Genomic DNA, 22,854 nt, shown 5'->3' with positions numbered 1-22,854 from the left:
CCCGATCTCCCGTCAGCCCGCCGGTGTCGAGGCGGTGGCCGCGCCCCCGTCGCCGCGCGCGATGCGGGCGTCGAGACCGAGATCGAGCGCCCGCGCCGAGTGGGTGAGCGCGCCGACCGAGATCACGTCGACGCCGGTGGCCGCGATGGCCGCGACGGTCTCCAGGCTGACGCCTCCCGAGGCTTCCACGGTGGCGCGGCCCGCGACCTGCGCGACGCCGGCGCGGAGGTCGTCGAGGGAGAAGTTGTCGAGCATGATCGTGCCGATCCGCGCCGCCGCGGTGCTCGCCGCGAGGACGGGCTCGATCTGGTCGAGTCGGTCGACCTCCACCTCGATGTGCGCCGTGTGAGGCAGCTCCGCGAGTGCCGTGCGCAGCGCCGCCGTCACGTCGGCGCCGCCCGCGGTGAGGACTGCGAGGTGGTTGTCCTTGGCCATGACCGCGTCCGACAGCGAGTAGCGGTGGTTGCGTCCCCCGCCGCTGCGCACGGCGTGGCGCTCGAGGGCGCGAAGGCCCGGCGTGGTCTTGCGCGTGTCGGCGATGCGCGCCCGCGTGCCCGCCACCGCGGCGACGTAGCGCGCCGTCAGCGTCGCGATGCCGCTCATCCGCTGCACGAAATTGAGTCCGACGCGCTCCGCGGTCAGCACGGCGCGGGCCGGGCCGGCCACGGTGGCGAGCACGTCCCCGGCCGCGAAGCTCTCACCGTCGCGCCGGTGGAGCCGCACCGCGACGGCGGGATCGGTCAGCGCGAACGCGGCGGCGAAGACCTCGCCGCCGCTGAAGACGCCGGGCTCGCGCGCGACGAGGTCGGCGGTGGCGACGGCATCCTCGGGGATCAGGTACCGACTCGTGAGGTCGCCCCACGGTGCATCCTCGTCGAGCGCGGCGGCGACGACGCGGTCGATGTGGCGCCGGGTCAGCATGATGCGCCCTCCAGCTCTCGGGACGCCCGGTCGTTCGAGGCCCCGGTGTCGTCGCGCCGGGTGTGCGCGCCGACGGATGCGGTGCGCGCCGCCGCGGCGCCGACCACCTGGGCCGCGACGACGAGCAGGTTCTCGTCCTCGAACTCGGCCTCGGTGCGCGGCGTCCGCGGCTGTGCGCGCCAGCCCGCGATCATCCGGCTCGCGCGATCCAGACCCGCGGCGTCGCGGACGAGGCCGGCGTCCTCCCACATCACCCGCTGGAGGGCGCGTCGCGTGAAGGGCGCGGGCGACGGGATGCCGGCGGTCGAGCCGGCCGGGACCGCCGCGGCGCCGTCGTCGTCGGCGGCCGCGAGCGGCGCGGGCGACGGCCAGAGTCCGGAGGCGAGGTCGGCGGCGACGGCGTCACCGGCGCGCGCACCGAACACCGCGCCTTCGAGCAGCGAGTTGGAGGCGAGCCGGTTCGCGCCGTGGACGCCGGTGCGGGCGACCTCGCCCACCGCGTAGAGCCTCGGGACGCTGGTCCGCCCGGCCAGGTCGGTGGCGACGCCGCCCATCAGGTAGTGCGCGGCGGGAGTGACGGGGATCGGCTCCTGCGACCAGTCGAACCCCCGCTCCCGGACGGCCGCGTCGATCGTCGGGAACCGGCGCGCGAGGAAGGCCGCCGTCTGCTTGCGTGCGGGGCCGGAGCCGTCGTGTCCGAGTCCCGTCGCGTCCAGCAGCACGGGGCGACCCGACTGCTCCTCCATCACGGCGGCGATGGCGCGCGCGACCACGTCGCGCGGCGCGAGCTCGGCGTCGGGATGGACGTCGAGCATGAATCGGCGACCCTGTTCGTCTCTCAGGACGCCGCCCTCGCCCCGCACCGCCTCGGAGACGAGGAACGCCTCTCCCGGCCGCGAGGTGAGCACGGTCGGGTGGAACTGGACGAACTCCAGGTCGCGGACCACGGCGCCGGCGCGCACCGCGGCGGCGATGCCGTCTCCGGTGGCGACCGGCGGGTTGGTCGTGTGCGCGTACAGCTGCCCGGCACCGCCGGTGGCGAGGACGACGGCGTCGGCGTCGAGCGACACGCGACGCTCGTCGTCGACGAGCAGGTCCACGCCGCGGGCGCGCCCGTCGCCGTCGAGGAGCACGTCGACGAGGAAGGCGTGCTCGAGGACGTCGACGCCGCTGACCCGAAGCCGCCCGACGAGCGCCTTCTCGATCGCGCTGCCCGTCGCATCGCCCCCCGCGTGCAGCACACGGGGGTAGGAGTGGGCGGCTTCCAGTCCCTTGACGAGGGTGCCGTCGGCTCCCCGGTCGAACTCCACGCCCCGTGCGATGAGCTCGCGGATGCGGGCGGGCCCCTCCTCGACGAGCACGCGCACCGCGTCGGCGTCGCTGAGGCCTGCCCCCGCCACCAGCGTGTCGCGCTCGTGCGCCGCCGCGCTGTCGTCGTCGAACATGACGCCGGCGATCCCGCCCTGCGCGTACCGCGTGTTCGCGTGCTCCAGCACGTCTTTCGTCACGAGCGTGACCCGGCATCCGGATGCCGTGGCGTGCAGGGCCGCGGTGAGCCCGGCGATCCCGGAGCCCGCGATGACCACGTGCGGCGCGTCCCGCCGCGCCGGCGGCACCCGCGGGGCGGCGTCGGTCGCGGTCACGGCTTGGCCGCCAGCATCCGCTCGAGCGCGACGCGCGCCGGATCGGCGACGTCGGCGGGCACCGTGATGCGGTTGACGACCTCGCCGGCGACGAGCCGTTCCAGCACCCAGGCGAGATACCCGGGGTGGATGCGGTACATCGTCGAGCACGGGCAGACCACCGGGTCCAGGCAGAAGATGCGGTGCTGGGGGTACTGCGCCGCGAGCCGCTGGACGAGGTTGATCTCGGTGCCGATCGCGAAGGTCGTCGGCTCGGTGGCCGCGGCGATCGCCTTGCGGATGTAGTCCGTGGACCCCGCCTCGTCGGCGGCATCCACCACCGCCATCGGGCACTCGGGGTGGACGATGACCCGCACCCCCGGGTGCTCGGCGCGCGCCTTGTCGATCTGGTCGACCGTGAACCGGCGGTGCACGGAGCAGAACCCGTGCCACAGGATCACCCGTGCGTCCGCGAGCTCGGCCGGGGTGGAGCCGCCGAGCGGCTTGCGCGGATTCCACATCGGCATCTGCGCGATCGGCACGCCCATCGCCTTCGCGGTGTTGCGGCCGAGGTGCTGGTCGGGGAAGAAGAGGACGCGGCGCCCGCGGGCGAAGGCCCACTCCAGCACGGTGCGGGCGTTCGACGAGGTGCAGACGATGCCGCCGTGGCGCCCGACGAAGCCCTTGATCGCCGCCGACGAGTTCATGTACGTGACCGGGATCACCGGCACGCGACCGTCGGCGTCCGGGGCCTCGAGGTCTCCGTACACGTCCGCCAGCTGCTCCCAGCACTCCTCGACCTCGTCGATGGAGGCCATGTCGGCCATCGAGCATCCCGCCGCGAGGTTCGGAAGGATGACCGCCTGCTCCGGGCGCGACAGCAGATCGGCGGTCTCCGCCATGAAGTGCACGCCGCAGAAGACGATCGCTTCGGCATCCGGGTGCTCGAGCGCCGCGTTGGCGAGCTGGAAGGAGTCGCCCACGTAGTCCGCGTGGGTGACGACCTCTTCGCGCTGGTAGAAGTGACCGAGCACCACGACGCGCGAGCCGAGCGTCTGCTTCGCGGCGCGGATGCGGGCGTGCAGCTCGTCCTCGCCGGCGGTGCGGTACTCGGCGGGCAGCTCTCCCTGACGCGGCGAGCCCACGGGGATCACATCGCCCATCGACGAGCCGGGACCGTAGCCGGGACGTCGGTCGAAGTCCCACGGGCCCGCGGCGAGCTCCGTGTTGCAGGTCTCGGCCGTCGAAGCGCCGGCGACGATGGCCTGGATGCCGTGGTCGACGCTCGGGTCGACGGCGTCGGCCGGCGGCGGCGTGAGGGTGAGGATGGTGGCGCTCATATCGTGACCTCTTCGGGAAGGACGGGTGGTGCGGGGGTGTCGGTGGGCAGCGGGCCGCGATCGGCCAGCTCGACGTCGTGGTTGTAGCGGTACAGGCGGGCCGGACGGTGGCTGCCCGTGCGGAAGCGCTCCGTGGGGATGAGCGTCCCCGAGTTCTCGACCTGGCGTCGGAAGTTGGCGGGGTCGAGCTCGCGTTCGAGGATCGCCTCGTAGACCTCGCGCAGGTCCGACAGGGTGAACAGGTCCGGCAGCAGCCCGTGCGCGATGCGGCTGTAGCCGACCTTGTTGCGCAGCCGCCACAGCGCGTATTCGACGATGTGGCGATGGTCGAAGGCCAGCTCCGGCGGTCGGGAGGCGTCGAACCAGGCGACGTTCTCGGCGTCGGCGGGCAGCTGGGCGCCCTCGCGCAGCAGCGCCCAGTAGACGATGGACACGACGCGGCCGGGGGAGCGGCCGATGTCGCCGAAGGCGTAGAGCTGCTCGAGGTAGCTGGGCGCGAGGCCGGTCGTCTCGGCCAGCGTGCGCGAGGCCGCCGTCTCGAGCTCCTCCGTGCTGTCCAGCCAGCCGCCGGGCAGCGCCCAGCGTCCCTCGTGGGGATCCCGCGTGCGCCGCACGAGCGGGAGGACGACCGCCAGCCGCCCGTCGGCGTCGCGCCGCAGGCTGAAGATGACCGTCGACACGGCGACACGGATGCCGTCGACAGCGGAGTCTGTTCTTGTCATGGTGACCATAACCTCGGCCACGATCTTAGAGTCATCCCGACACGAAGGTCAAACCGACCTCGCCGGATCAGATCGGGGGCCCGCGGCGATCGTGCAGGAAGCACCGAGGACGGCCGGGTACGGTGTCGGCGGAGGTCACCCCGTGCTCATCGTCGACATCATCGCCGCCGCGGCCCTGCTCATCGCGTTCGCGGCGGGCATCGCCCGTGGGTTCTTCGCGAGCCTGGGCAGCGTCATCGGCATGATCGTCGGCGCCGCCGCCGCCCTCTGGCTGCTTCCCCTCGCGACGCCCTGGCTCTCGACCGTGATCCCGTCCGGCGGCGCGCGCACCGCGGCGCTCGCCGCCGCCGCGATCGGCCTGGTCGTGATCGGCACGGCGGCCGGCGCCGCGATCGGCAGGGCGGTGCGCCGGGGCGTCGACCGCAGCCGGCTCCGCGGGCTCGAGCGCTTCCTCGGGGGCGTGCTGACGACCGTCGCGACGGCGCTGGCACTCCTGCTCGTCTCCTCCGGGCTCGCGACCGCCGGCATCCCGTACGTCTCGTCGGCCGTCGCCTCGTCGCGGGTGCTCGGCGCGATCGACGCCCTCACCCCGGCGCCCCTGGACGAAGCCCTGGCGACGGCGCGCGGCGCGCTGCTGTCCGACGGCCTCCCGCGGCTCGAAGCGGCCATCGGCGCGGTGGTGGCACCGACCGATCCGCCCATCACCCTCGACGACCCCCAGCTGCAGGCCGCGTCGGCATCGGTCGCCCGCGTCAGCGGCACCGCGTACGCCTGCGGCGTGTCGATGACGGGCTCGGGGTTCGTCGCCGCGCCGGGACTCGTCGTGACCAACGCGCACGTCGTCGCGGGAGTCGACACCCCCGTCGTCGAGCTTCCCGGCGGGCGCGCCACGGAAGGGCGCATCGTCCTGTTCGATGCCGTGGACGACCTCGCGGTCATCTCGATCGGAGACCTCGCCGCCACGCCGCTTCCCCTCGCCGACCCGGCCGCGCCCGGAACGCAGGCCGCCGTGCAGGGCTACCCGCACGGCGGACCGTTCACGAGCATCTCCGCCGGCGTGCTGTCGGTCGCCTCCGTCCCCGTGCCCGACATCTACGACGCCTCCGCGGCGCCCCGCGAGATCTACGCCCTCGACGCCGACGTGCAGCCCGGCAACTCCGGTGGGCCGCTGCTGACCGGCGACGGCGAAGTCGTGGGCGTGGTCTTCGCGCGCGGCGCGGACGGCGAAGGGCGCGGGTACGCGATGACGACCTCGGTGCTGCGCCCCGACCTCGCCTCGGTGACCTCCGCGTCGCCCACGGTCGGATCCGGCCGCTGCACGGGCTGAACGCACACCCGGCGTGGGCGCTATGCTGACAGGGCAACTGAAGACAGGCCGCATGACGTGTGCGGGAGAGCTCCGGCATCCACGTTCTCGACGGGGCCCGGACACCGAAGGAGCAAGCCTCCCCGCCAATCTCTCAGGTCCGCGTACCGCTCGCGTCCGGCCGCTCTGGAAAGCGATCCCCGCTGTGGGGGGATCCGCCGACGGTGAAAGCCGGCACCCGTGCAGACGGAGCCGGTGAAACTCTCAGGCCCATGACAGAGGGGGAGTTCCCGGCTGCCGGTCCCGGCATCCGCCCGCCCGATCTCGGGGAGAACTCATGCCAGACCTCCGCACCACCGCACTCGCCGATCGCCACGCCGCGCTCGGAGCCTCCTTCACCGACTTCGGCGGGTGGGACATGCCGGTGCGCTACACCTCCGACCTGGCCGAGCATCACGCCGTCCGCACGGCCGCGGGCCTGTTCGACATCTCGCACATGGCGGAGTTCCTCGTGACCGGCTCGGGCGCGGCCGCCTTCCTCGACTACGCGCTCGCCGGCCGCATCTCCACGATGAAGGTCGGGAAGGCCAAGTACTCGCTGCTGCTCGACGATCAGGGCGGCGTGATCGACGACGTCATCGTCTACCGCACCGGCGACGAGTACTTCCTGGTGATCTCCAACGCCGGCAACCGCGCCCTCGTCGCCGACGCGTTCTCGGCGCGGGTCGACCGCGCGGCGGAGATCGTGCGGTCCGGCAGGGAGGTTCCCGCAGACGGCGCCGTCGGGTTCGTCGTCGGCACCGAGCGTGCGCGCATCGAGGACATCTCCGACCAGACCTCGCTGATCGCCGTGCAGGGCCCGCGCGCCCGCGAGATCGTGGAAGCGACGACCGGCGTCGCGGACGTGCAGCCGGCGCTCGCCGACCTCGGCTACTACGCCTGGTCCGCGGGGCGGTTCCAGGACGAGAACCTGTTCATCGCGCGCACCGGGTACACCGGGGAGGACGGCTTCGAACTGATGGTGCCGAACGCCCTCGCTCCGGCGCTGTGGGACGCCCTGCTCGAGGCGGGGGAGCCGCTCGGCCTCGTCCCCGCCGGCCTCGCCGCGCGCGACACCCTCCGGCTCGAAGCCGGCATGCCGCTGCACGGACACGAACTGTCGACGGCGATCCTGCCGGCCCAGGCGGGGCTCGGCCGCGTCGTCGCCGGCGACAAGGACGAGTTCGTCGGCAAGGACGCGCTCGCGGCGGCATCCGACGATCTGCCCGTGCTGGTCGGTCTCGTGGCCGAGGGACGTCGCGCCGGCCGCGCCGGCTACGCCGTGGTGGATGCCGCGGGCACCCCCGTCGGCGAGATCACCAGCGGGGCGCTCAGCCCGACGCTCGGGCACCCCGTCGCCATGGCCTTCGTCCCGGCGGCGCTCGCCGAAGCCGGCACCTCGCTCTTCATCGACGTGCGGGGAACGCTCATCCCCGCGACCGTGACCGCCCTGCCTTTCTACCGGAGGACCGCATGACCGACCTGACCGCCCTCAAGTACACCGAAGAACACGAGTGGGTCGCCCTCGACGGCGACGTCGCCACCGTCGGCATCACCGACTACGCGGCCGACAAGCTCGGCGACGTCGTCTACGTCGACCTCCCCGCGGTCGGCTCCACCGTCACCGCGAACACGGTCTGCGGCGAGATCGAGTCGACCAAGTCGGTCGGCGAGCTCTACGCACCGCTGTCCGGCGAGGTCGTCGCGATCAACGACGCCGTGGTCGACGACCCCTCCCTCGTGAACAGCGGCGCCTTCGACGGCGGCTGGCTCGTGAAGATCCAGGTCGACCCGAGCGATGTCGACGCGCTCCTGGACCGGGCCGCCTACGTCGCGCTCACGGGCGGCGAGGAGTGAACACGGCGCCCTTCCGCGACCGGCACATCGGCACCGACGCCGCCGCCCAGGCCGAGATGCTCAGCGCGCTCGGCTACGACAGCGTCGGCGCGCTCGTGGACCGCGCCGTCCCGGCATCCATCCATGCCGCCCCCGTCGCCGACAGCGCCATCCCCCCGGCGGCGACCGAGGCGCAGGCGCTCGCGGAGCTGCGCGAGCTCGCGTCGCAGAACCGGCCGGCGAGGTCGATGATCGGGCTGGGCTACTACGACACGCTGACCCCGTCGGTGATCGCGCGCAACGTCTTCGAGAACCCGTCCTGGTACACCGCGTACACGCCCTACCAGCCGGAGATCTCGCAGGGTCGGCTCGAAGCCCTCATCAACTTCCAGACGATGGTCACCGATCTGACGGGCCTGGCGACCGCCAATGCGTCGATGCTGGACGAGTCGACCGCCGTCGTGGAGGGCATGCTGGTCGCCCGCCGCGCATCGAGGTCGAAGAGCACCGTCTTCCTGGTCGACGCCGACGCGCTCCCGCAGACCAAGGCGCTGCTCGCGCACCGCGCGGCCGCGCTCGGCATCGAGGTGCGGGAGACCTCCTACGGGGAGAGCCTCCTGCCCGCCGATCTCGACGTGTTCGGGGCGTTCGTCCAGTACCCCGGCGCGACGGGACGCATCTGGGATCCCAGCGACGTCATCGCGGCGGTGCAGGCGCAGGGCGGTCTCGTCGTCGTCGCGGCCGACCTGCTCGCGCTCACCCTGCTGCGGTCGCCGGGCTCGCTCGGCGCGGACATCGCGGTCGGCACCACGCAGCGCTTCGGCGTGCCGATGGGCTTCGGCGGCCCGCACGCGGGCTACATGGCGGTCCGTTCCGGCCTCGAGCGGCAGCTGCCCGGACGCCTCGTGGGCGTCTCGGTGGATGCCGCGGGCCGCCCCGCCTACCGGCTGTCGCTGCAGACCCGTGAGCAGCACATCCGCCGCGAGAAGGCGACCTCGAACATCTGCACCGCGCAGGTTCTCCTGGCCGTGATGGCCTCGATGTACGCCGTGTACCACGGCCCCGACGGACTGCGCCGCATCGCCGCCGAGGTCGCCGCGACCGCGGCGCTGCTTCGCGACTGGCTCGTCGACGCGGGAAACGAGGTGCTCCACGAGAGCTTCTTCGACACCGTGGTCGTGAAGGTCCCCGGGCGCGCGGGCGCCGTCGTCGACGCGGCGCGCGAGCGCGGCTTCCAGCTGTGGTTCCGCGACACCGACTCGGTCGGCATCTCGGTCGACGAGACCACGACGCCCGCGGACGTCCACGCCCTCGTGCAGGTCTTCGGCGGACCCGAGCAACGCGCGTTCGGATTCGTCAGCGGGCCGCTGCCCGCGTCGGTGCCGTCGTCGCTGTGGCGGGTCGACGAGTTCCTGACGCACCCCGTGTTCCAGGCGCACCACTCCGAGACGGCGATGATGCGCTACCTCAAGCAGCTCGCCGACCGCGACTACGCGCTCGATCGCGGGATGATCCCGCTGGGCTCGTGCACGATGAAGCTCAACGCCGCCACCGAGATGGCGGCGGTGTCGTGGCCGGAGTTCGCGCGCGTGCACCCGTTCGCCCCGGCGGACGACGTCGCGGGCTACCTCGTGCTCATCGAGCAGCTCGAGTCGTGGCTGGCCGAGATCACCGGGTACGACGCGGTCTCCCTGCAGCCGAACGCCGGTTCGCAGGGGGAGCTGGCGGGCCTGCTGGCGATCCGCGGCTACCACCACTCCCGGGGCGACGTGCAGCGCGACGTCTGTCTCATCCCGTCGTCGGCCCACGGCACCAACGCGGCATCCGCCGTGCTCGCCGGGATGCGGGTCGTCGTGGTCGCCTGCGACGAGGCCGGCAACGTCGACCTCGCCGACCTCCGCGCGAAGATCGCGACGCACGCCGACGCCCTGGCGGCACTCATGATCACCTACCCGTCGACCCACGGCGTCTACGAGCAGGACGTCGTGGACATCACCGCCGCGGTGCACGAGGCCGGCGGACAGGTGTACGTCGACGGCGCCAACATGAACGCGCTCGTCGGCTTCGCCCGCTTCGGCGACCTCGGCGGCGACGTGTCGCACCTGAACCTGCACAAGACGTTCGCGATCCCGCACGGCGGCGGCGGGCCCGGCGTCGGACCGGTCGCGGCGAAGGCGCACCTCGCGCCGTTCCTGCCGTCGCACCCGCTGGCGCAGCGCGCCGAGCACGCGGGCGGCTTCGTCTTCGACGGCGGGCCGATCTCGGCGGCGCCGTACGGCTCGGCATCCATCCTGCCGATCTCGTGGGCGTACATCCGGATGATGGGAGCCGACGGGCTGCGGGAGGCGACGGGGGCCGCCGTGCTGGCCGCCAACTACATCGCCGTGCGTCTGCGCGATCACTACCCGGTGCTGTACGCGGGTGAGGGCGGCCTCGTCGCGCACGAGTGCATCCTCGACCTGCGGCCCCTCAAGGAGGCGACCGGCGTGAGCGTCGACGACGTCGCCAAGCGGCTGATCGACTACGGCTTCCATGCGCCGACGATGTCGTTCCCGGTCGCGGGCACGCTGATGGTCGAGCCGACCGAGTCCGAGGACCTGGGCGAGATCGAGCGCTTCATCGAGGCCATGATCGCGATCCGGGCCGAGGCGGATGCCGTGGCATCCGGCACCTGGCCCGCCGACGACAACCCGCTCGCGAACGCGCCGCACACCGCGGAGTCGATCGCCGTGGGGGAGTGGACGCATCCGTACACCCGCGAGCTCGCCGTGTACCCCGTGCACAGCCTCGTGCGCACCAAGTACTGGCCGCCCGTGCGACGGATCGACAACGCGTACGGCGACCGCAACCTGGTCTGCGCCTGCCCGCCGCCGGAGGCTTTCGCCTGACGCCCGCCCGGCCCGCGCTGCCCGCCGTGTGAGACACGCCTCTCGCGCCGAGAAACCACTGCACATCGTGTGTCTCGGCGCGGAGGTGATGTCTCGGCGCGGGTGTGGCGTCGCGCGCGGGGCGCGGGCGGCGGATCAGGAGAAGATGCCGGGCCACCAGGCGGCGGCGAGCGGGTACCCCACGAACGCGATCACGTCGATGAGGGTGTGGGCGATGACGAGCGGCATGACCCGCCCCCAGCGGTGGTAGACCCAGCCGAACACGATGCCCATCGCGACGTTGCCCGCGATCGGACCCCACCCCTGGTAGGCGTGGTACGCGCCGCGCAGCGCGGCCGTCGACAGGATGATGGTCCACGTGCCCCAGCCCAGGCGTCGCAGGCGGTCGAACAGATAGCCGATGAAGATGACCTCCTCCGTCAGCCCCGCACGGACCGCCGCGAGCAGCAGGAGGGGGATCGTCCACCACGACGCGTCCAGCGGCGCGGCATCCACCTGGACGGTGATGCCGAGCGCCCGGCCGGCCACGTAGAGCCCGAGCCCCGGGATGCCGATGACGGCGACCAGCAGCGCGCCCGCGCCGAGGTCCTTGCCGAACATGCGGAAGTCCAGCCCGATGCGGCGGAACGCCGAGACTCCCGGCTCCCACAGCAGGTAGATCGCGAGGGCGATCGGAGCGAACGCGAAGAGCTGGCTGACGAGCTGGTTCAGCACGTCCCAGAACTGCGCCGCGTTGGCGCCCGGGTTGAGCGAGGTCGACTGGTCGCCCAGCGCCTGCTCCCTCGTCAGCGCCTGCACGAGGGAGAGCACCGAGAAGACGGCGGAGCGTCCGACCGACAGGGCGAGCACGATTCCGATCTCCCACCAGAGTCGGGTGTGCAGCCTCCTCGTTCTTGGCAGTTCGCCGGTGAGAGAATCGCTCATCTTGTCAGATTGCCAGATGTGCCCGGAACTGAGTTAAGGGTCTGTAACGTTTTCCCTAACGGTTTTGATCAACGCTGATCAGAACTTATGGTTTCGGTATCCGCGCCGTGGGTGTTTCACCCGCCTGCGCATCCATCCCTTACCCAGGAGGAAAATTGAAGAAGTCACGCTGGGGAGCACTTGCCGCGGTCACCGCGGCCGGCGCCCTCGCCCTGACGGGCTGCACGGCCAGCGGTGGTGGCAACGCCACCGACGCTGCGCCGACCGGTGGCACCGTCACGATGGCCATCGTGAACGACCTGACGTCGCTGAACAGCAACACGCCGCAGGGCAACCTGGACACCAACGGCCAGTATGTCTACCTGACCACGGGCGGGTTCTTCTACCCGGACAACAGCTTCAACGTCGTCAAGGACGAGTCGTTCGGCACGTACGAGAAGACCTCGGACGACCCGCTGACCGTCAAGTACACGCTGAAGAAGGACCTCAAGTGGTCCGACGGTGAGCCCATCACCGCCGACGACATGGTCCTCGCCTGGGCGATCGCCTCGGGCCACTACGACGACGCGACCACCGACGCGGACGGCAACGTCACCGGCGGCACGCAGTACTTCCAGATCGCCGGCTCGACCGCGGGCATCAACTCGACCGACTTCCCCGAGGTCGGCGACGACAACACGTCGATCACCCTGAAGTACTCCGAGCCCTACGTGGACTGGGACATCTTCAACCCGATCGCCCAGCCCGCGCACGTCGTGGCGAAGAAGGCGGGCCTGTCGACGGCCGCCGACCTGACGAAGCTGCTCGAGGGCCTGCCCAAGGGCGACCCGGCCGCTCCCGTCGCCGTCAACGACACGCTGAAGAAGGCTGCCGACTTCGTCAACACCGGGTACGACATCACGTCGTTCCCGACCGACAAGGACCTCCTCGTCACGTCGGGCCCGTGGGTCCTGTCGGCGTGGACGCCCGGCCAGTCGCTCACGTTCGAGCACAACCCGAACTACACGGGCAACCTCGCCCCGAAGATCGACAAGCTCGTCATGCGCATCATCGGTGACGCGGCCGCCCAGGTGACCGCCCTGCAGAACGGCGAGGTCGACCTCGTCTACCCGCAGGCGTCCGCCGACACCAAGAAGTCGCTCGAGGCCGTCTCCGGCGCCCAGGTCATCACCGGTGACCAGGTCTCCTACGACCACCTCGACCTGAACTTCGGCTCCGAGGTCTTCAGCGACGCGACGGTCCGTGAGGCGTTCCTGCTCACGATCCCGCGCCAGCAGATCCTCGACGCGATCGTGACGCCGGTCAACCCCGACGCCAAGGTCCTCGACTCGCAGCTGTGGCTGCCGAGCCAGTCGGAGTACGCGACCACGGTCAAGCAGAACGGTTCGGACAAGTACGACCCGTCGAAGCTCGACGAGAACATCGCCAAGGCCAAGGAGCTCCTCGCCGGCAAGACGCCGACCGTGAAGATCCTCTACAACACCAAGAACCCGAACCGCGTGGACGAGTTCCAGGCGATCCAGTCCTCGGCGGCGAAGGCCGGCTTCCAGGTCGTCGACGGCGGAGACCCCAAGTGGTCGACGCTCCTCGCCGGCGGCAACTACGACGCGTCGCTGTTCGGCTGGATCTCGGCCGGCATCGGCACGGCGCAGATCCCGCAGCTGTTCGCCTCGGACGGCGGCGGTAACTACAACCGCTTCACCGCGGCCAACGACGACGCCGTGGCCACGCAGACCACCGTCGACAAGGACAAGCTGACCGACCTCATGCTGGCGATCGACAAGACCGCCTTCACCGAGGGCTACGGCCTGCCCCTCTTCCAGGCACCCGGCATCTACGGCGTCTCCAGCAAGCTGGACGGCGTGAAGTACATGGGCAACCAGACCGGTCCGATCTGGAACAACTGGGAGTGGTCCGTCAAGAAGAGCACCAACACCAAGTAGTACCCACGCCAGGGTGGCGTCTACGGTAGATCCCGAAGGCGCCACCCTGGCCCCTGTCTGTCAACCGATGGGACGGGCGATCGCAACCCGATGCCGCCGTCCCGTCGCACGTCGAAGTGAGTGACCTTTGGTCGGTTTCATTCTCCGTAGGGTCGGTGTGTCGATCCTCATCCTTCTTGCGGCATCCTTCGTGATGTTCAACCTCGTCGCGTTGTCCACGGATCCGCTCGAGGATCTGCGCGCGTCGAACAACCCCAACAAGCAGCAGCTCATCGAGGCGCGCATCCAGCTCGCCAACCTCGATGTGGCGCCGCCGCTGCGGTGGGCGATGTGGGTCGGGGGAGCCGCCAAGTGCCTCATCCCGTTCGCCAACGCCTGCGACCTCGGCACCACGTTCCAGGGCGCGCCCGTGACGGACGTCCTGCCGATCGCCATGGTCTCCACGGTTCAGATGGTCACAGCGGCGCTGCTGCTGGCCATCCTGTTCGGTATCTCCACCGGCATCCTCTCCGCCCTTCGCGAGAACAGCGGCTTCGACGTGTCCTTCACGGTGCTGAGCCTGTTCCTGTACTCGCTGCCGTCGTTCCTCGCGGCCGCGCTGCTGAAGAACTTCGTCGCGATCGGCTTCAACGACTTCCTGCAGGATCCGGTGATCCCCATCGTGGTCTCGATCGTCATCGGACTCGTGGTCGCCCTCATCGTCCAAGCCGTGGTGGGCGGGGACGCCCGCCGGCGGCTGACCTCCGGGGGCACGAGCTTCGTGCTCACCGCGGGCCTGCTGCTGTACATGAGCGCCACCGGCTGGTTCCTCACCCCCGGGTTCGGACCCGTCGGCGTGATCGTGCTGAGCGCGGGAGCCGCGCTCGGCGTGACCCTCCTCATCGCGGGGCTGCGCCAGCGCCGTGCGCTGCTGACCGCCGGCATCGTCGCCGTCGTCGGCATCGTCTGCTACTTCGCGCTCCAGGGCCTGTTCGACGTGTCGACCTTCTGGACGCTCGTCATCCTGTTCGTGATCGCCCTCGCGGTCGGACTCGCCACCGGCTTCTTCGTCGGCGGCGACGACCGCGCGCAGAACATGCGCATCGGGGTGCTCGTCGCGATCCTGGTCAGCGTCATCATCCTGATCGACCGCTTCATGCAGTCCTTCCCCGGGTACATGGACGACATGAACGGTCGCCCGATCGCGACCGTCGGCTCGTCCACCCCCGGCTACGCCCCGGACAACATGTGGCGCGTCGGTCTCGACGTCTTCTTCCACCTGTTGCTTCCCACGGTGTCGCTGCTCACGATCTCGTTCGCCGGCTACACGCGCTACGCGCGCGCGGGCATGATCGAGGTGCTCAGCCAGGACTACGTGCGCACCGCCCGCGCCAAGGGCATGCCCGAGCGCGTCGTCGTCGTCCGTCACGCGTTCCGCAACGTGCTCATCCCCATCACGACGCTGGTCGCGACGGACCTCGGCGGCTTGTTGGGTGGTGCGATCATCACCGAGTTCATCTTCGCGATCCCCGGCATGGGCGCCCTGTTCCAGAGATCCCTGGGGCCGGGTGACCTGTACCCCGTGATGGGCTACTTCATCGTCATCGCCTTCATGGCCATCCTGTTCAACTTCCTTGCCGATCTCGCGTATGCGGCACTCGACCCGAGAGTGAGGGTCCGCTGATGTCCAGCACCATCTCCGAAGCCCCCGGTGACGTCGAGGAGACGCGCTCGGTCAGCCAGAGCCGCATCATCTGGCGTCGCTTCCTCTCGCAGAAGGTCGGCCTCATCGCCGCCATCGTGCTGCTGGCCGTCGTCGCGTTCGCGACGAGCGCTGTCGGCGTGGGCCCCATCCCGGGCTGGTGGAAGTACAACTGGTACGACCTGTCGAACAGCGTGAACGGCGGCGAGCCGACGCTGACGCTGATCCCGTTCTCGCTCGGCGACCACCCCTTCGGCCAGGACCGCATCGGTCGCGACTACTTCGCGATGACGATGCGCGGCATCCAGAACTCGTTCGTCGCCATGGTGCTCATCACGGGCATCGCGCTCGTGGTGGGTGTGACCGTCGGCGCCATCGCCGGCTACTTCCGCGGATGGGTGGATGCCGTCCTCATGCGCTTGACGGACGTGTTCATCGTGATCCCGGCCATCGTCATCGCGGCGGTCGTCGGAAACTGGGCCGGCGCCGTCGGCGTGTGGGTGCTCGGCATCATGCTCGGCTTCTTCAGCTGGATGGTCATCGCCCGCCTGGTGCGCGGCGAGTTCCTCTCGCTGCGCGAGCGCGAGTTCGTGGAGGCCGCGCGCGTGGCCGGCGCCTCCGACGCCCGGATCATCTTCCGCCACATCCTGCCCAACGCGACCGGCGTCATCATCGTCTCGGGCTCGCTCCTGGCGGCCGGCGCGATCCTGCTCGAGGCGGCGATCTCGCTGCTGGGCTACGGCATCCGCTCTCCTGATGTGTCGCTGGGTCTGCTCATCGGCGTGAACCAGTCGGCGTTCACCGTGCGTCCGTGGCTGTTCTGGTGGCCCGCCCTGTTCATCGTCGTGCTGGCGCTGTCGGCGAACATCTTCGGCGACGCGCTGCGCGAGGCGTTCGACCCGCGCAGCCGCCGGTTCTCCCGCCGTCGCACGAAGGACCGTGCGAACGGCGTCGAGCCGGATGTCGCGCCGCCGACGTCGCTGATGGATGCCGGTGCGCAGAACCCCCGGACCGGAACGCCGACCCTGCAGGATCCGGAGTAAGCCGGATGCGGTCAGAGGTTCAGCAGCGCCGGGAACGTCGCGCCGACCAGCAGCACGGTGAGCGCGATGGCGCCGACGTGCACGCGGGTGCGGGCGCGGTCGCTGGCCGCGCGTCCGAGCGGGATGCGCTCCTGTTCGACCAGTGCGCTCCAGACGCCGCGCACGATGTAGGCGGCGTCGCCCGAGTCGGTGCCCAGCGCGTCGGACTTGCGCAGGACGCCGCCCTCCTGGTGCGGTCCGAGGCTGTCGCGCCCGCCGCGGGGTCGCGTGAGCGCGCCGGCGGCCGGAGCCGCAGACGACCGGTAGCGCCGGCCCGGCGTGACGACGGTCAGGGCGAAGCGCGTGTCGATGTCGACCACGATCGTCCACGGGATCTCGACGGTCGCGTACGGGTTGACGAGCGTGATGGCGGCGTCATCCCAGTGGATGCGCGGACGCCAGAACAGCTCGGCGACCAGCACGGCCAGCAGAGCCAGCGGCACCAGGCCCCACAGGTACGCCGACGTCCGCGCCGCGCCCACCAGCACGACGAGCATCGCCCCCACGGCGATCGCCGCCCACGCGCCGATCGAGATCACGGTGTTGGTGGTCGACCGGTACTGGCGCACATCTTCCGTCATCCCCCCATCGTCGCATCCCGGATCACGAGTCCGTTCGCACGCACAACAGAAGGAACCCGCCGATGAGAACGTCCCGCGGCATGCTGCCCACCACTGAGGCGCACCAGCCCGATCGCGGCCCGGTGCTCGAGGTCACGGACCTCAATGTCGACTTCGGCGTCGACGGCTACTGGGTGCCCGCGGCGCGGCACGTGTCGTACTCGATCGCCTCGGGGGAGGTGCTCGCCATCGTCGGCGAGTCCGGCTCGGGCAAGAGCGTCTCGTCGATGTCGCTGCTCGGGCTCCTCCCGAAGAACTCGCGGGTGAGCGGCAGTGCGAAGCTCGACGGCCGCGAGCTGATCGGGATGAAGCCGCGCGACATGCAGGAGATCCGCGGCAACCAGATCTCGATGATCTTCCAGGAGCCGATGACCGCGCTGAACCCGGTGCTGACCGTCGGGTTCCAGATCGTGGAGACCCTGCGCCAGCACTTCGGTGTCTCCCCGGCGGAGGCCAAGGCCCGAGCGATCGAGCTGCTGACCCTCGTCGAGCTGCCCGACCCGGTGAAGGCGTTCGACTCCTACCCCCATCAGCTGTCCGGCGGTCAGCGCCAGCGCGCGATGATCGCGCAGTCGCTGTCCTGTGACCCGCTGCTCCTGGTCGCCGACGAGCCCACCACGGCCCTCGACGTGACGGTCCAGGCCGAGATCCTCGAGCTGATGCGCAAGCTGCAGGACCGGCTCGGCTCCGCCATCCTGCTCATCACGCACGACATGGGCGTCGTCGCCGACATGGCCGACCGCATCGTGGTCATGCGTCAGGGCGACATCGTCGAGACGGGCGCCGTGGCCGAGGTGTTCGCCGATCCGCAGCATCCGTACACGCGTGCGCTCCTGGCGGCCGTGCCGCGGATCACCACCGAGGACCTGCAGGCTCCCGAGGCGGCCCATCCGACCGCTCCGGTCGTCGTCTCCTTCGACGACGTCGCGATCGAGTACCCCAAGCGCGGCCGCGTGCCGGCTTTCCGCGCGGCCGACCACATCGACCTGAAGATCTATCAGGGCGAAGTGCTGGGCCTCGTCGGCGAGTCGGGGTCGGGCAAGACGACGATCGGACGCGCGACGATCGGCCTGCTGCCGATCCACTCCGGACGTCTCGAGGTGGCCGGGATGGACATCTCGAAGGCCGGCCGCGATCAGTTGCACGCGCTGCACCACGAGGTGGGCATCGTGTTCCAGGACCCCTCCAGCTCGCTGAACCCGCGCATGACCATCGGCGACTCCATCGCCGAGCCGATCCTGCTGTCGGAGAAGATCAAGGGCGCCCCGCTCGACAAGCGCGTCCGGGCGCTGCTGGACTCGGTGCGCCTGCCGCGCGAGTACGCCTCGCGCTACCCGCACGAGCTCTCCGGCGGCCAGAAGCAGCGTGTCGGCATCGCCCGCGCGCTCGCGCTGAACCCGAAGGTGCTCGTGGCCGACGAGCCCACCAGCGCGCTGGACGTCTCGGTGCAGGCGACGGTGCTCGAGCTGCTGAAGGACCTCCAGCGCGAGCGCGGGTTCGCGTGCCTGTTCATCAGCCACGACCTCGCCGTCATCGACGAGCTCGCCGACCGCATCGCCGTGATGCGCCACGGCGCGCTCGTCGAGGTGGGCAGCCGCGACCAGATCATGCGCCGCCCGCAGCAGGCGTACACCAAGCGGCTGCTGGCCGCCGTCCCCGTCCCCGACCCGGAGATCCAGCGCGAGCGTCGCGACCGGCGCCTGGCCGATCTGGCCGCCGGCGTCGACGCCGACGAGGTTCCCGGAGACGCCGCTCCGGCGTGACGGTCGGCACCGGCGATGCCGCGGGGGACGCCGCGGCATCCGGCTTGTAGAATGGGAGGCGCTCTGCTCGGAGCGTCTCCCTTTCTCGTTAGGTCATCTCCATGGCGCACGCCCTCCGTCCGGATCTCCGCAACGTCGCGATCGTCGCGCACGTCGACCACGGCAAGACGACGCTCGTGGATGCCATGCTCCGTCAGACCGGCTCGTTCGGCTCTCACGAGCACATGGAGGAGCGGGCGATGGACTCGAACGACCTCGAGCGCGAGAAGGGCATCACGATCCTCGCCAAGAACACGGCGATCACCTACAACGGCCTGCACACCGAGGTGCCGGTCACGATCAACGTGATCGACACCCCCGGCCACGCCGACTTCGGCGGCGAGGTCGAGCGCGGTCTGTCGATGGTCGACGGCGTCGTTCTGCTGGTGGATGCCTCGGAGGGCCCTCTGCCGCAGACGCGCTTCGTCCTGCGTAAGGCGCTGGAGGCGAAGCTGCCGGTGATCCTGCTGGTCAACAAGACCGACCGCCCCGACGCGCGCATCGCCGAGGTCGAGGAGGAGGCGCACGACCTTCTGCTGGGTCTCGCCGGCGACCTCGTCGACGACGTGCCCGACCTCGACGTCGACGCCCTGCTGGACGTTCCCGTCGTCTACGCGTCCGGCCGTGCCGGCGCCGCCTCGCGCAACCGTCCCGCCAACGGCGAGCTGCCCGACAACGACGACCTCGAGCCGCTGTTCGAGGCGATCCTCGAGCACGTCCCGGCTCCCGCGTACGACGACGAGGCGCCCCTGCAGGCCTGGGTCACCAACCTCGACTCCTCGCCGTTCCTCGGCCGCCTGGCGCTGCTGCGCGTCTTCAACGGCACCCTGAAGAAGGGCCAGACCGTGGCGTGGGTGCGCCACGACGGCACGCACTCCAACGCGCGGATCACCGAGCTGCTGAAGACCCGTGCGCTCGAGCGCTACCCGGCCGAGTCCGCCGGCCCCGGCGACATCGTCGCCATCGCCGGCATCGAGGACATCACGATCGGTGAGACGATCGCCGACCCCGAGGACGTGCGGCCGCTGCCGGCCATCACGGTCGACGACCCCGCGATCTCGATGACCATCGGCACGAACACGTCGCCGCTGATGGGCAAGGTCAAGGGGCACAAGCTGACGGCGCGCATGGTGAAGGACCGCCTCGACCGTGAGCTCATCGGCAACGTCTCGCTCAAGGTCGTCGACATCGGTCGCCCCGACGCCTGGGAGGTGCAGGGCCGCGGCGAGCTGGCCCTTGCCATCCTCGTCGAGAACATGCGTCGCGAGGGCTTCGAGCTGACGGTCGGCAAGCCGCAGGTGGTCACCCGCCGCGGCGAGGACGGCAAGCTCAAGGAGCCGTTCGAGCACCTGACGATCGACGCCCCCGAGGAGCACCTCGGCGCGATCACCCAGCTCATGGCCGCCCGCAAGGGTCGCATGGACACGATGACCAACCACGGCACCGGCTGGGTGCGTATGGAGTTCGTCGTGCCCTCGCGCGGTCTCATCGGCTTCCGCAGCGAGTTCCTCACGATCACGCGCGGCACCGGCATCGCCAACGCGATCTCGCACGGGTACGACGACTGGGCCGGTCAGATCACGACGCGCCAGAACGGCTCGATCGTCGCGGACCGCCAGGGCGTCGTCACGCCGTTCGCGATGATCGCGCTGCAGGAGCGCATGAGCTTCTTCGTGCAGCCGACCGAAGAGGTCTACGAGGGCATGGTCATCGGCGAGAACTCACGCGCCGACGACATGGACGTCAACATCACGAAGGAGAAGAAGCTGACGAACATGCGCTCGTCGACCTCCGACTCCTTCGAGTCGATGACGCCGCCGCGCGTGCTCACGCTGGAGGAGTCGCTCGAATTCGCGCGCGACGACGAATGCGTCGAGGTCACCCCCGAGAAGGTGCGCATCCGCAAGGTCGTGCTCGACGCGACCGAGCGCGGCCGCGCCGCCTCCCGCGCGAAGCGCCAGGACGCCGGCGCGTAAGCGCGCCGCCCGTCGCCGAACCGCGACGCTCCGGCCGAGCCGCTATCCGGCGGCGCGGCCGGAGCGTGGCGGCTCGGCCGGGGGATAGCGGCTCGCGGCGGGGGTCAGCGCACCTCGGAGACGAGGACGGCGGTGGTGCCGGGGCGGCGGGCCTCGAACACGTGCGGAGCATCTCCGCGGTAGCGCAGATAGTCGCCGGGGCCGAGCTCCACCGGTGCGTCCGTCGGACCGACGAGCGCGGAGCCCGTGACGATGACGACGTGCTCCGTCGTGCCGGGCGAGTGCGGCTGCGACGAGCGGGGTGAGCCGGGTTCGGCACGCAGGAGGTACAGGTCGCTGCGCGACTGCGGAGCCCCCGCCGCCAGCAGCAGGGCCTCGTACGGCGCGTCCGACGCGCGGATGCCGCTGCCGTCGCGGGCCCGGATGAGCGTGGGGGCCTCGTCGGGCTCCGCCACGAACACGGCGAACGGCACGTCCAGCGCCGTCGCGATCGCCCACAGGGTCTCGACACTGGGGTTGGCCGTGCCGGATTCGAGCTGCGACACGGTGGCCTTGCCGACACCGGCCCGACGGGCGAGCTCCGACACGCTCAGCCCGGCGCGGTCGCGTTCGCGGCGGAGGGCGTGCGAGATCCGAGGGCCGAGGGCATCCATGTCGTTCAGTATGGCAAACATTCGTTCGGTTTGACGAACGCGCGTCCGCTCGTGATGATGGTGTCCATGGATGCCGGGAGCGTGCGCACTGCCGCCGAGCGCCGCGCGTGGCGCGAAGGTGTCGGCGTCGCGGTCGCCACGAGCGCCTACGGCGTGTCGTTCGGCGCCCTGTCCGTGGCATCCGGGCTGGACGTGTGGCAGACGTGCCTGCTCAGCCTCGTGATGTTCACGGGAGGATCCCAGTTCGCGTTCGTCGGCGTCATCGGCGCCGGGGGAGTCGCCGCGGCCCCGGCGGCGATCGCCTCGGCCGTGCTGCTGGGGGCGCGCAACATCGCGTACGGTCTGCGGATGGCGCCGGTCGTCGGCTCCGGCTGGCGGCGCCTCTTCGCGCCGCATCTGACGATCGACGAGTCGACCGCCGTCGCGCTCGCCCACTCCGAGCCGCGGGCTCGTCGCATCGGGTTCTGGGTGACCGGTATCGGCATCTACATCGGCTGGAACCTCTCCACGCTCGCCGGCGGCCTGCTGGGCGACGTTCTCGGTGACCCCCGGGCGTACGGTCTCGATGCGGCCGCGGCCGCCGCCTTCCTGGCGTTGCTGTGGCCGCGCCTGCGCCGTCGGCAGGCGATCGCCGTGGGCGTCGCCGCGGCGGTCGTCGCGACCGCGCTGACGCCGGTGCTCATGCCGGGGATCCCCGTGCTGGTGGCCGCGGTCGTGGCGATCGCCGTGGGATGGACCAACGCGTTCGGCGAGAGGGCGAGGACATGACGCTCTGGACCGCGGTGCTCGTCGCAGCCCTGCTGTGCCTCGCCCTCAAGGCGCTGGGCTACGTCATCCCCGCGCGATGGTTCGAGGCCCCGCGCGCGCAGCGATCGATCGATCTGCTCACCGTGGCCCTGCTGGCCGCGCTGGTGGCGGTGCAGACGCTCGGCGTCGGCCAGCAGATCGTCGCCGACGCCCGGGTCCCGGCGGTCGTGGTCGCGGCAGGACTGCTGATCCTGCGCGCGCCGTTCCTGGTGGTCGTGGTGGCCGCGGCGGTCGTCGCCGCGCTCCTGCGGGCCTGGGGACTGGCGACGTAGACTCACCGGGTGAGAATCGCACGGATCGGCACGTGGGCGGTCGCCGCCGTCATCGGACTCGTCTACGGCGCTGCGGGTACGATCGGGCAAGCCGCCTCCTGGGGCGCCCTTCCCGTCGGGCTCGTCGTCGCCGTCATCGGCACGGGCGCGCTCCTTCTCGCCGTCCGACTGCTCACCGGCGACCGGTGGGCGGGCCTGGCCACGGGGCTCGGCGTGCTGCTGACGACCCTGGCGCTGTCGGGTCGCGGACCGGGCGGATCGGTCGTCGTGCCCGCCCCCGCCGACGGGCAGCTGTCGACCGGGCTGATCTGGACCTTCGCGGTGCCCGTGATGGCGGCGATCGTCGTCGCCTGGCCGCAGCTGCCGGCATCCGCTCGGCGGACGGCCCCGCTTCACGACGACACCACGGGCACGAACTAG

Annotated in this window: 19 protein-coding genes and 2 riboswitches; of the genes, 12 read left to right on the top strand and 7 right to left on the bottom strand. The window is 71.1% G+C overall.

Annotation, left to right across the window (positions count from 1 at the left end):
* Positions 1-12: 12 nt before the first annotated feature.
* The 4 genes from nadC to MHO01S_RS10165 are packed head-to-tail and all read right to left on the bottom strand — an operon-like array spanning position 13 to position 4,605.
* Complete coding sequence (gene nadC / locus MHO01S_RS10180) at positions 13-921, bottom strand: carboxylating nicotinate-nucleotide diphosphorylase (protein WP_061782248.1); 909 nt, start codon at positions 919-921, stop codon at positions 13-15.
* Positions 915-2,564 carry an L-aspartate oxidase gene (nadB, locus tag MHO01S_RS10175; protein ID WP_255266083.1) on the bottom strand — a complete coding sequence of 550 codons (1,650 nt, stop codon included), beginning with the start codon at positions 2,562-2,564 and terminating at the stop codon, positions 915-917. The genes nadC and nadB overlap by 7 nt, the downstream gene beginning before the upstream one ends.
* Positions 2,561-3,883 carry a quinolinate synthase NadA gene (gene nadA, locus MHO01S_RS10170; protein WP_060960141.1) on the bottom strand — a complete coding sequence of 441 codons (1,323 nt, stop codon included), beginning with the start codon at positions 3,881-3,883 and terminating at the stop codon, positions 2,561-2,563. Before nadA ends, nadB begins: the two co-directional genes overlap by 4 nt.
* Positions 3,880-4,605: an NUDIX hydrolase gene (locus MHO01S_RS10165; RefSeq protein ID WP_060960198.1), complete on the bottom strand. Its 726-nt coding sequence runs from the start codon at positions 4,603-4,605 to the stop codon at positions 3,880-3,882. Before MHO01S_RS10165 ends, nadA begins: the two co-directional genes overlap by 4 nt.
* A gap of 142 nt (positions 4,606-4,747) precedes the next feature.
* Between MHO01S_RS10165 and MHO01S_RS10160 the strand changes: the two genes are divergently transcribed.
* From MHO01S_RS10160 to gcvP, 4 genes are all read left to right on the top strand, one after another.
* Positions 4,748-5,932 (top strand): MarP family serine protease, encoded by a 1,185-nt coding sequence (locus MHO01S_RS10160; protein WP_061782247.1) that lies wholly within the window; start codon positions 4,748-4,750, stop codon positions 5,930-5,932.
* A 52-nt stretch (positions 5,933-5,984) separates the two neighbouring features.
* Positions 5,985-6,091: riboswitch (glycine riboswitch) on the top strand.
* Position 6,092: 1 nt separating this feature from the next.
* Positions 6,093-6,197, top strand: a riboswitch (glycine riboswitch).
* 51 nt (positions 6,198-6,248) lie between these two features.
* On the top strand, positions 6,249-7,427 hold the full coding sequence (locus tag MHO01S_RS10155; RefSeq protein ID WP_061782246.1) for a glycine cleavage system aminomethyltransferase GcvT: 1,179 nt from the start codon (positions 6,249-6,251) through the stop codon (positions 7,425-7,427).
* On the top strand, positions 7,424-7,807 hold the full coding sequence (gcvH, locus tag MHO01S_RS10150; RefSeq protein ID WP_060960143.1) for a glycine cleavage system protein GcvH: 384 nt from the start codon (positions 7,424-7,426) through the stop codon (positions 7,805-7,807). Before MHO01S_RS10155 ends, gcvH begins: the two co-directional genes overlap by 4 nt.
* A 56-nt stretch (positions 7,808-7,863) precedes the next feature.
* A complete protein-coding gene (gene gcvP / locus MHO01S_RS10145) occupies positions 7,864-10,674 on the top strand; it encodes an aminomethyl-transferring glycine dehydrogenase (RefSeq protein WP_231735136.1) in 2,811 nt (936 codons plus the stop codon).
* Between the two features lie 135 nt (positions 10,675-10,809).
* Here gcvP and MHO01S_RS10140 read toward each other — a convergent pair whose 3' ends face one another.
* On the bottom strand, positions 10,810-11,598 hold the full coding sequence (locus tag MHO01S_RS10140; protein ID WP_060960145.1) for a CPBP family intramembrane glutamic endopeptidase: 789 nt from the start codon (positions 11,596-11,598) through the stop codon (positions 10,810-10,812).
* 155 nt (positions 11,599-11,753) lie between these two features.
* Between MHO01S_RS10140 and MHO01S_RS10135 the strand changes: the two genes are divergently transcribed.
* The 3 genes from MHO01S_RS10135 to MHO01S_RS10125 all read left to right on the top strand — a co-directional run bounded on the left by MHO01S_RS10135 (position 11,754) and on the right by MHO01S_RS10125 (position 16,265).
* Positions 11,754-13,541: an ABC transporter family substrate-binding protein gene (locus MHO01S_RS10135; protein ID WP_060960146.1), complete on the top strand. Its 1,788-nt coding sequence runs from the start codon at positions 11,754-11,756 to the stop codon at positions 13,539-13,541.
* Between the two features lie 157 nt (positions 13,542-13,698).
* Positions 13,699-15,204 carry an ABC transporter permease gene (locus MHO01S_RS10130; RefSeq protein ID WP_060960147.1) on the top strand — a complete coding sequence of 502 codons (1,506 nt, stop codon included), beginning with the start codon at positions 13,699-13,701 and terminating at the stop codon, positions 15,202-15,204.
* Positions 15,204-16,265 (top strand): ABC transporter permease, encoded by a 1,062-nt coding sequence (locus MHO01S_RS10125; RefSeq protein WP_060960148.1) that lies wholly within the window; start codon positions 15,204-15,206, stop codon positions 16,263-16,265. Before MHO01S_RS10130 ends, MHO01S_RS10125 begins: the two co-directional genes overlap by 1 nt.
* Positions 16,266-16,276: 11 nt before the next feature.
* Here MHO01S_RS10125 and MHO01S_RS10120 read toward each other — a convergent pair whose 3' ends face one another.
* A complete protein-coding gene (locus tag MHO01S_RS10120) occupies positions 16,277-16,885 on the bottom strand; it encodes a hypothetical protein (protein WP_060960149.1) in 609 nt (202 codons plus the stop codon).
* A gap of 62 nt (positions 16,886-16,947) precedes the next feature.
* Here MHO01S_RS10120 and MHO01S_RS10115 point away from each other — a divergent pair, with 62 nt between their 5' ends.
* Both MHO01S_RS10115 and typA read left to right on the top strand, forming a co-directional pair.
* Complete coding sequence (locus MHO01S_RS10115; protein WP_060960150.1) at positions 16,948-18,687, top strand: ABC transporter ATP-binding protein; 1,740 nt, start codon at positions 16,948-16,950, stop codon at positions 18,685-18,687.
* A 101-nt stretch (positions 18,688-18,788) separates the two neighbouring features.
* Positions 18,789-20,702, top strand: a complete 1,914-nt coding sequence (typA, locus tag MHO01S_RS10110; protein ID WP_061782245.1) for a translational GTPase TypA — start codon at positions 18,789-18,791, stop codon at positions 20,700-20,702.
* A 104-nt stretch (positions 20,703-20,806) separates the two neighbouring features.
* Here typA and MHO01S_RS10105 read toward each other — a convergent pair whose 3' ends face one another.
* A complete protein-coding gene (locus MHO01S_RS10105) occupies positions 20,807-21,355 on the bottom strand; it encodes a helix-turn-helix domain-containing protein (RefSeq protein WP_174524674.1) in 549 nt (182 codons plus the stop codon).
* A 66-nt stretch (positions 21,356-21,421) separates the two neighbouring features.
* On the opposite strand from MHO01S_RS10105, the gene MHO01S_RS10100 reads away from it, so the two are divergent.
* From MHO01S_RS10100 to MHO01S_RS10090, 3 genes are read left to right on the top strand one after another with little or no spacing between them, the layout of a single operon-like run.
* Positions 21,422-22,123 (top strand): AzlC family ABC transporter permease, encoded by a 702-nt coding sequence (locus tag MHO01S_RS10100; RefSeq protein ID WP_061782255.1) that lies wholly within the window; start codon positions 21,422-21,424, stop codon positions 22,121-22,123.
* Positions 22,120-22,434, top strand: coding sequence for an AzlD domain-containing protein (locus tag MHO01S_RS10095; protein WP_060960152.1), 315 nt, complete (start codon positions 22,120-22,122; stop codon positions 22,432-22,434). Before MHO01S_RS10100 ends, MHO01S_RS10095 begins: the two co-directional genes overlap by 4 nt.
* Positions 22,435-22,443: 9 nt before the next feature.
* Entirely contained in the window at positions 22,444-22,854 is a 411-nt protein-coding gene (locus MHO01S_RS10090; RefSeq protein WP_060960153.1) for a hypothetical protein, read from the top strand.

Origin of the sequence: Microbacterium hominis NBRC 15708, assembly GCF_001592125.1 — a bacterium.
In the GTDB taxonomy this organism is placed as follows: Bacteria; Actinomycetota; Actinomycetes; order Actinomycetales; family Microbacteriaceae; genus Microbacterium; species Microbacterium hominis.
This window is presented reverse-complemented; position numbering and strand designations above follow the sequence as displayed.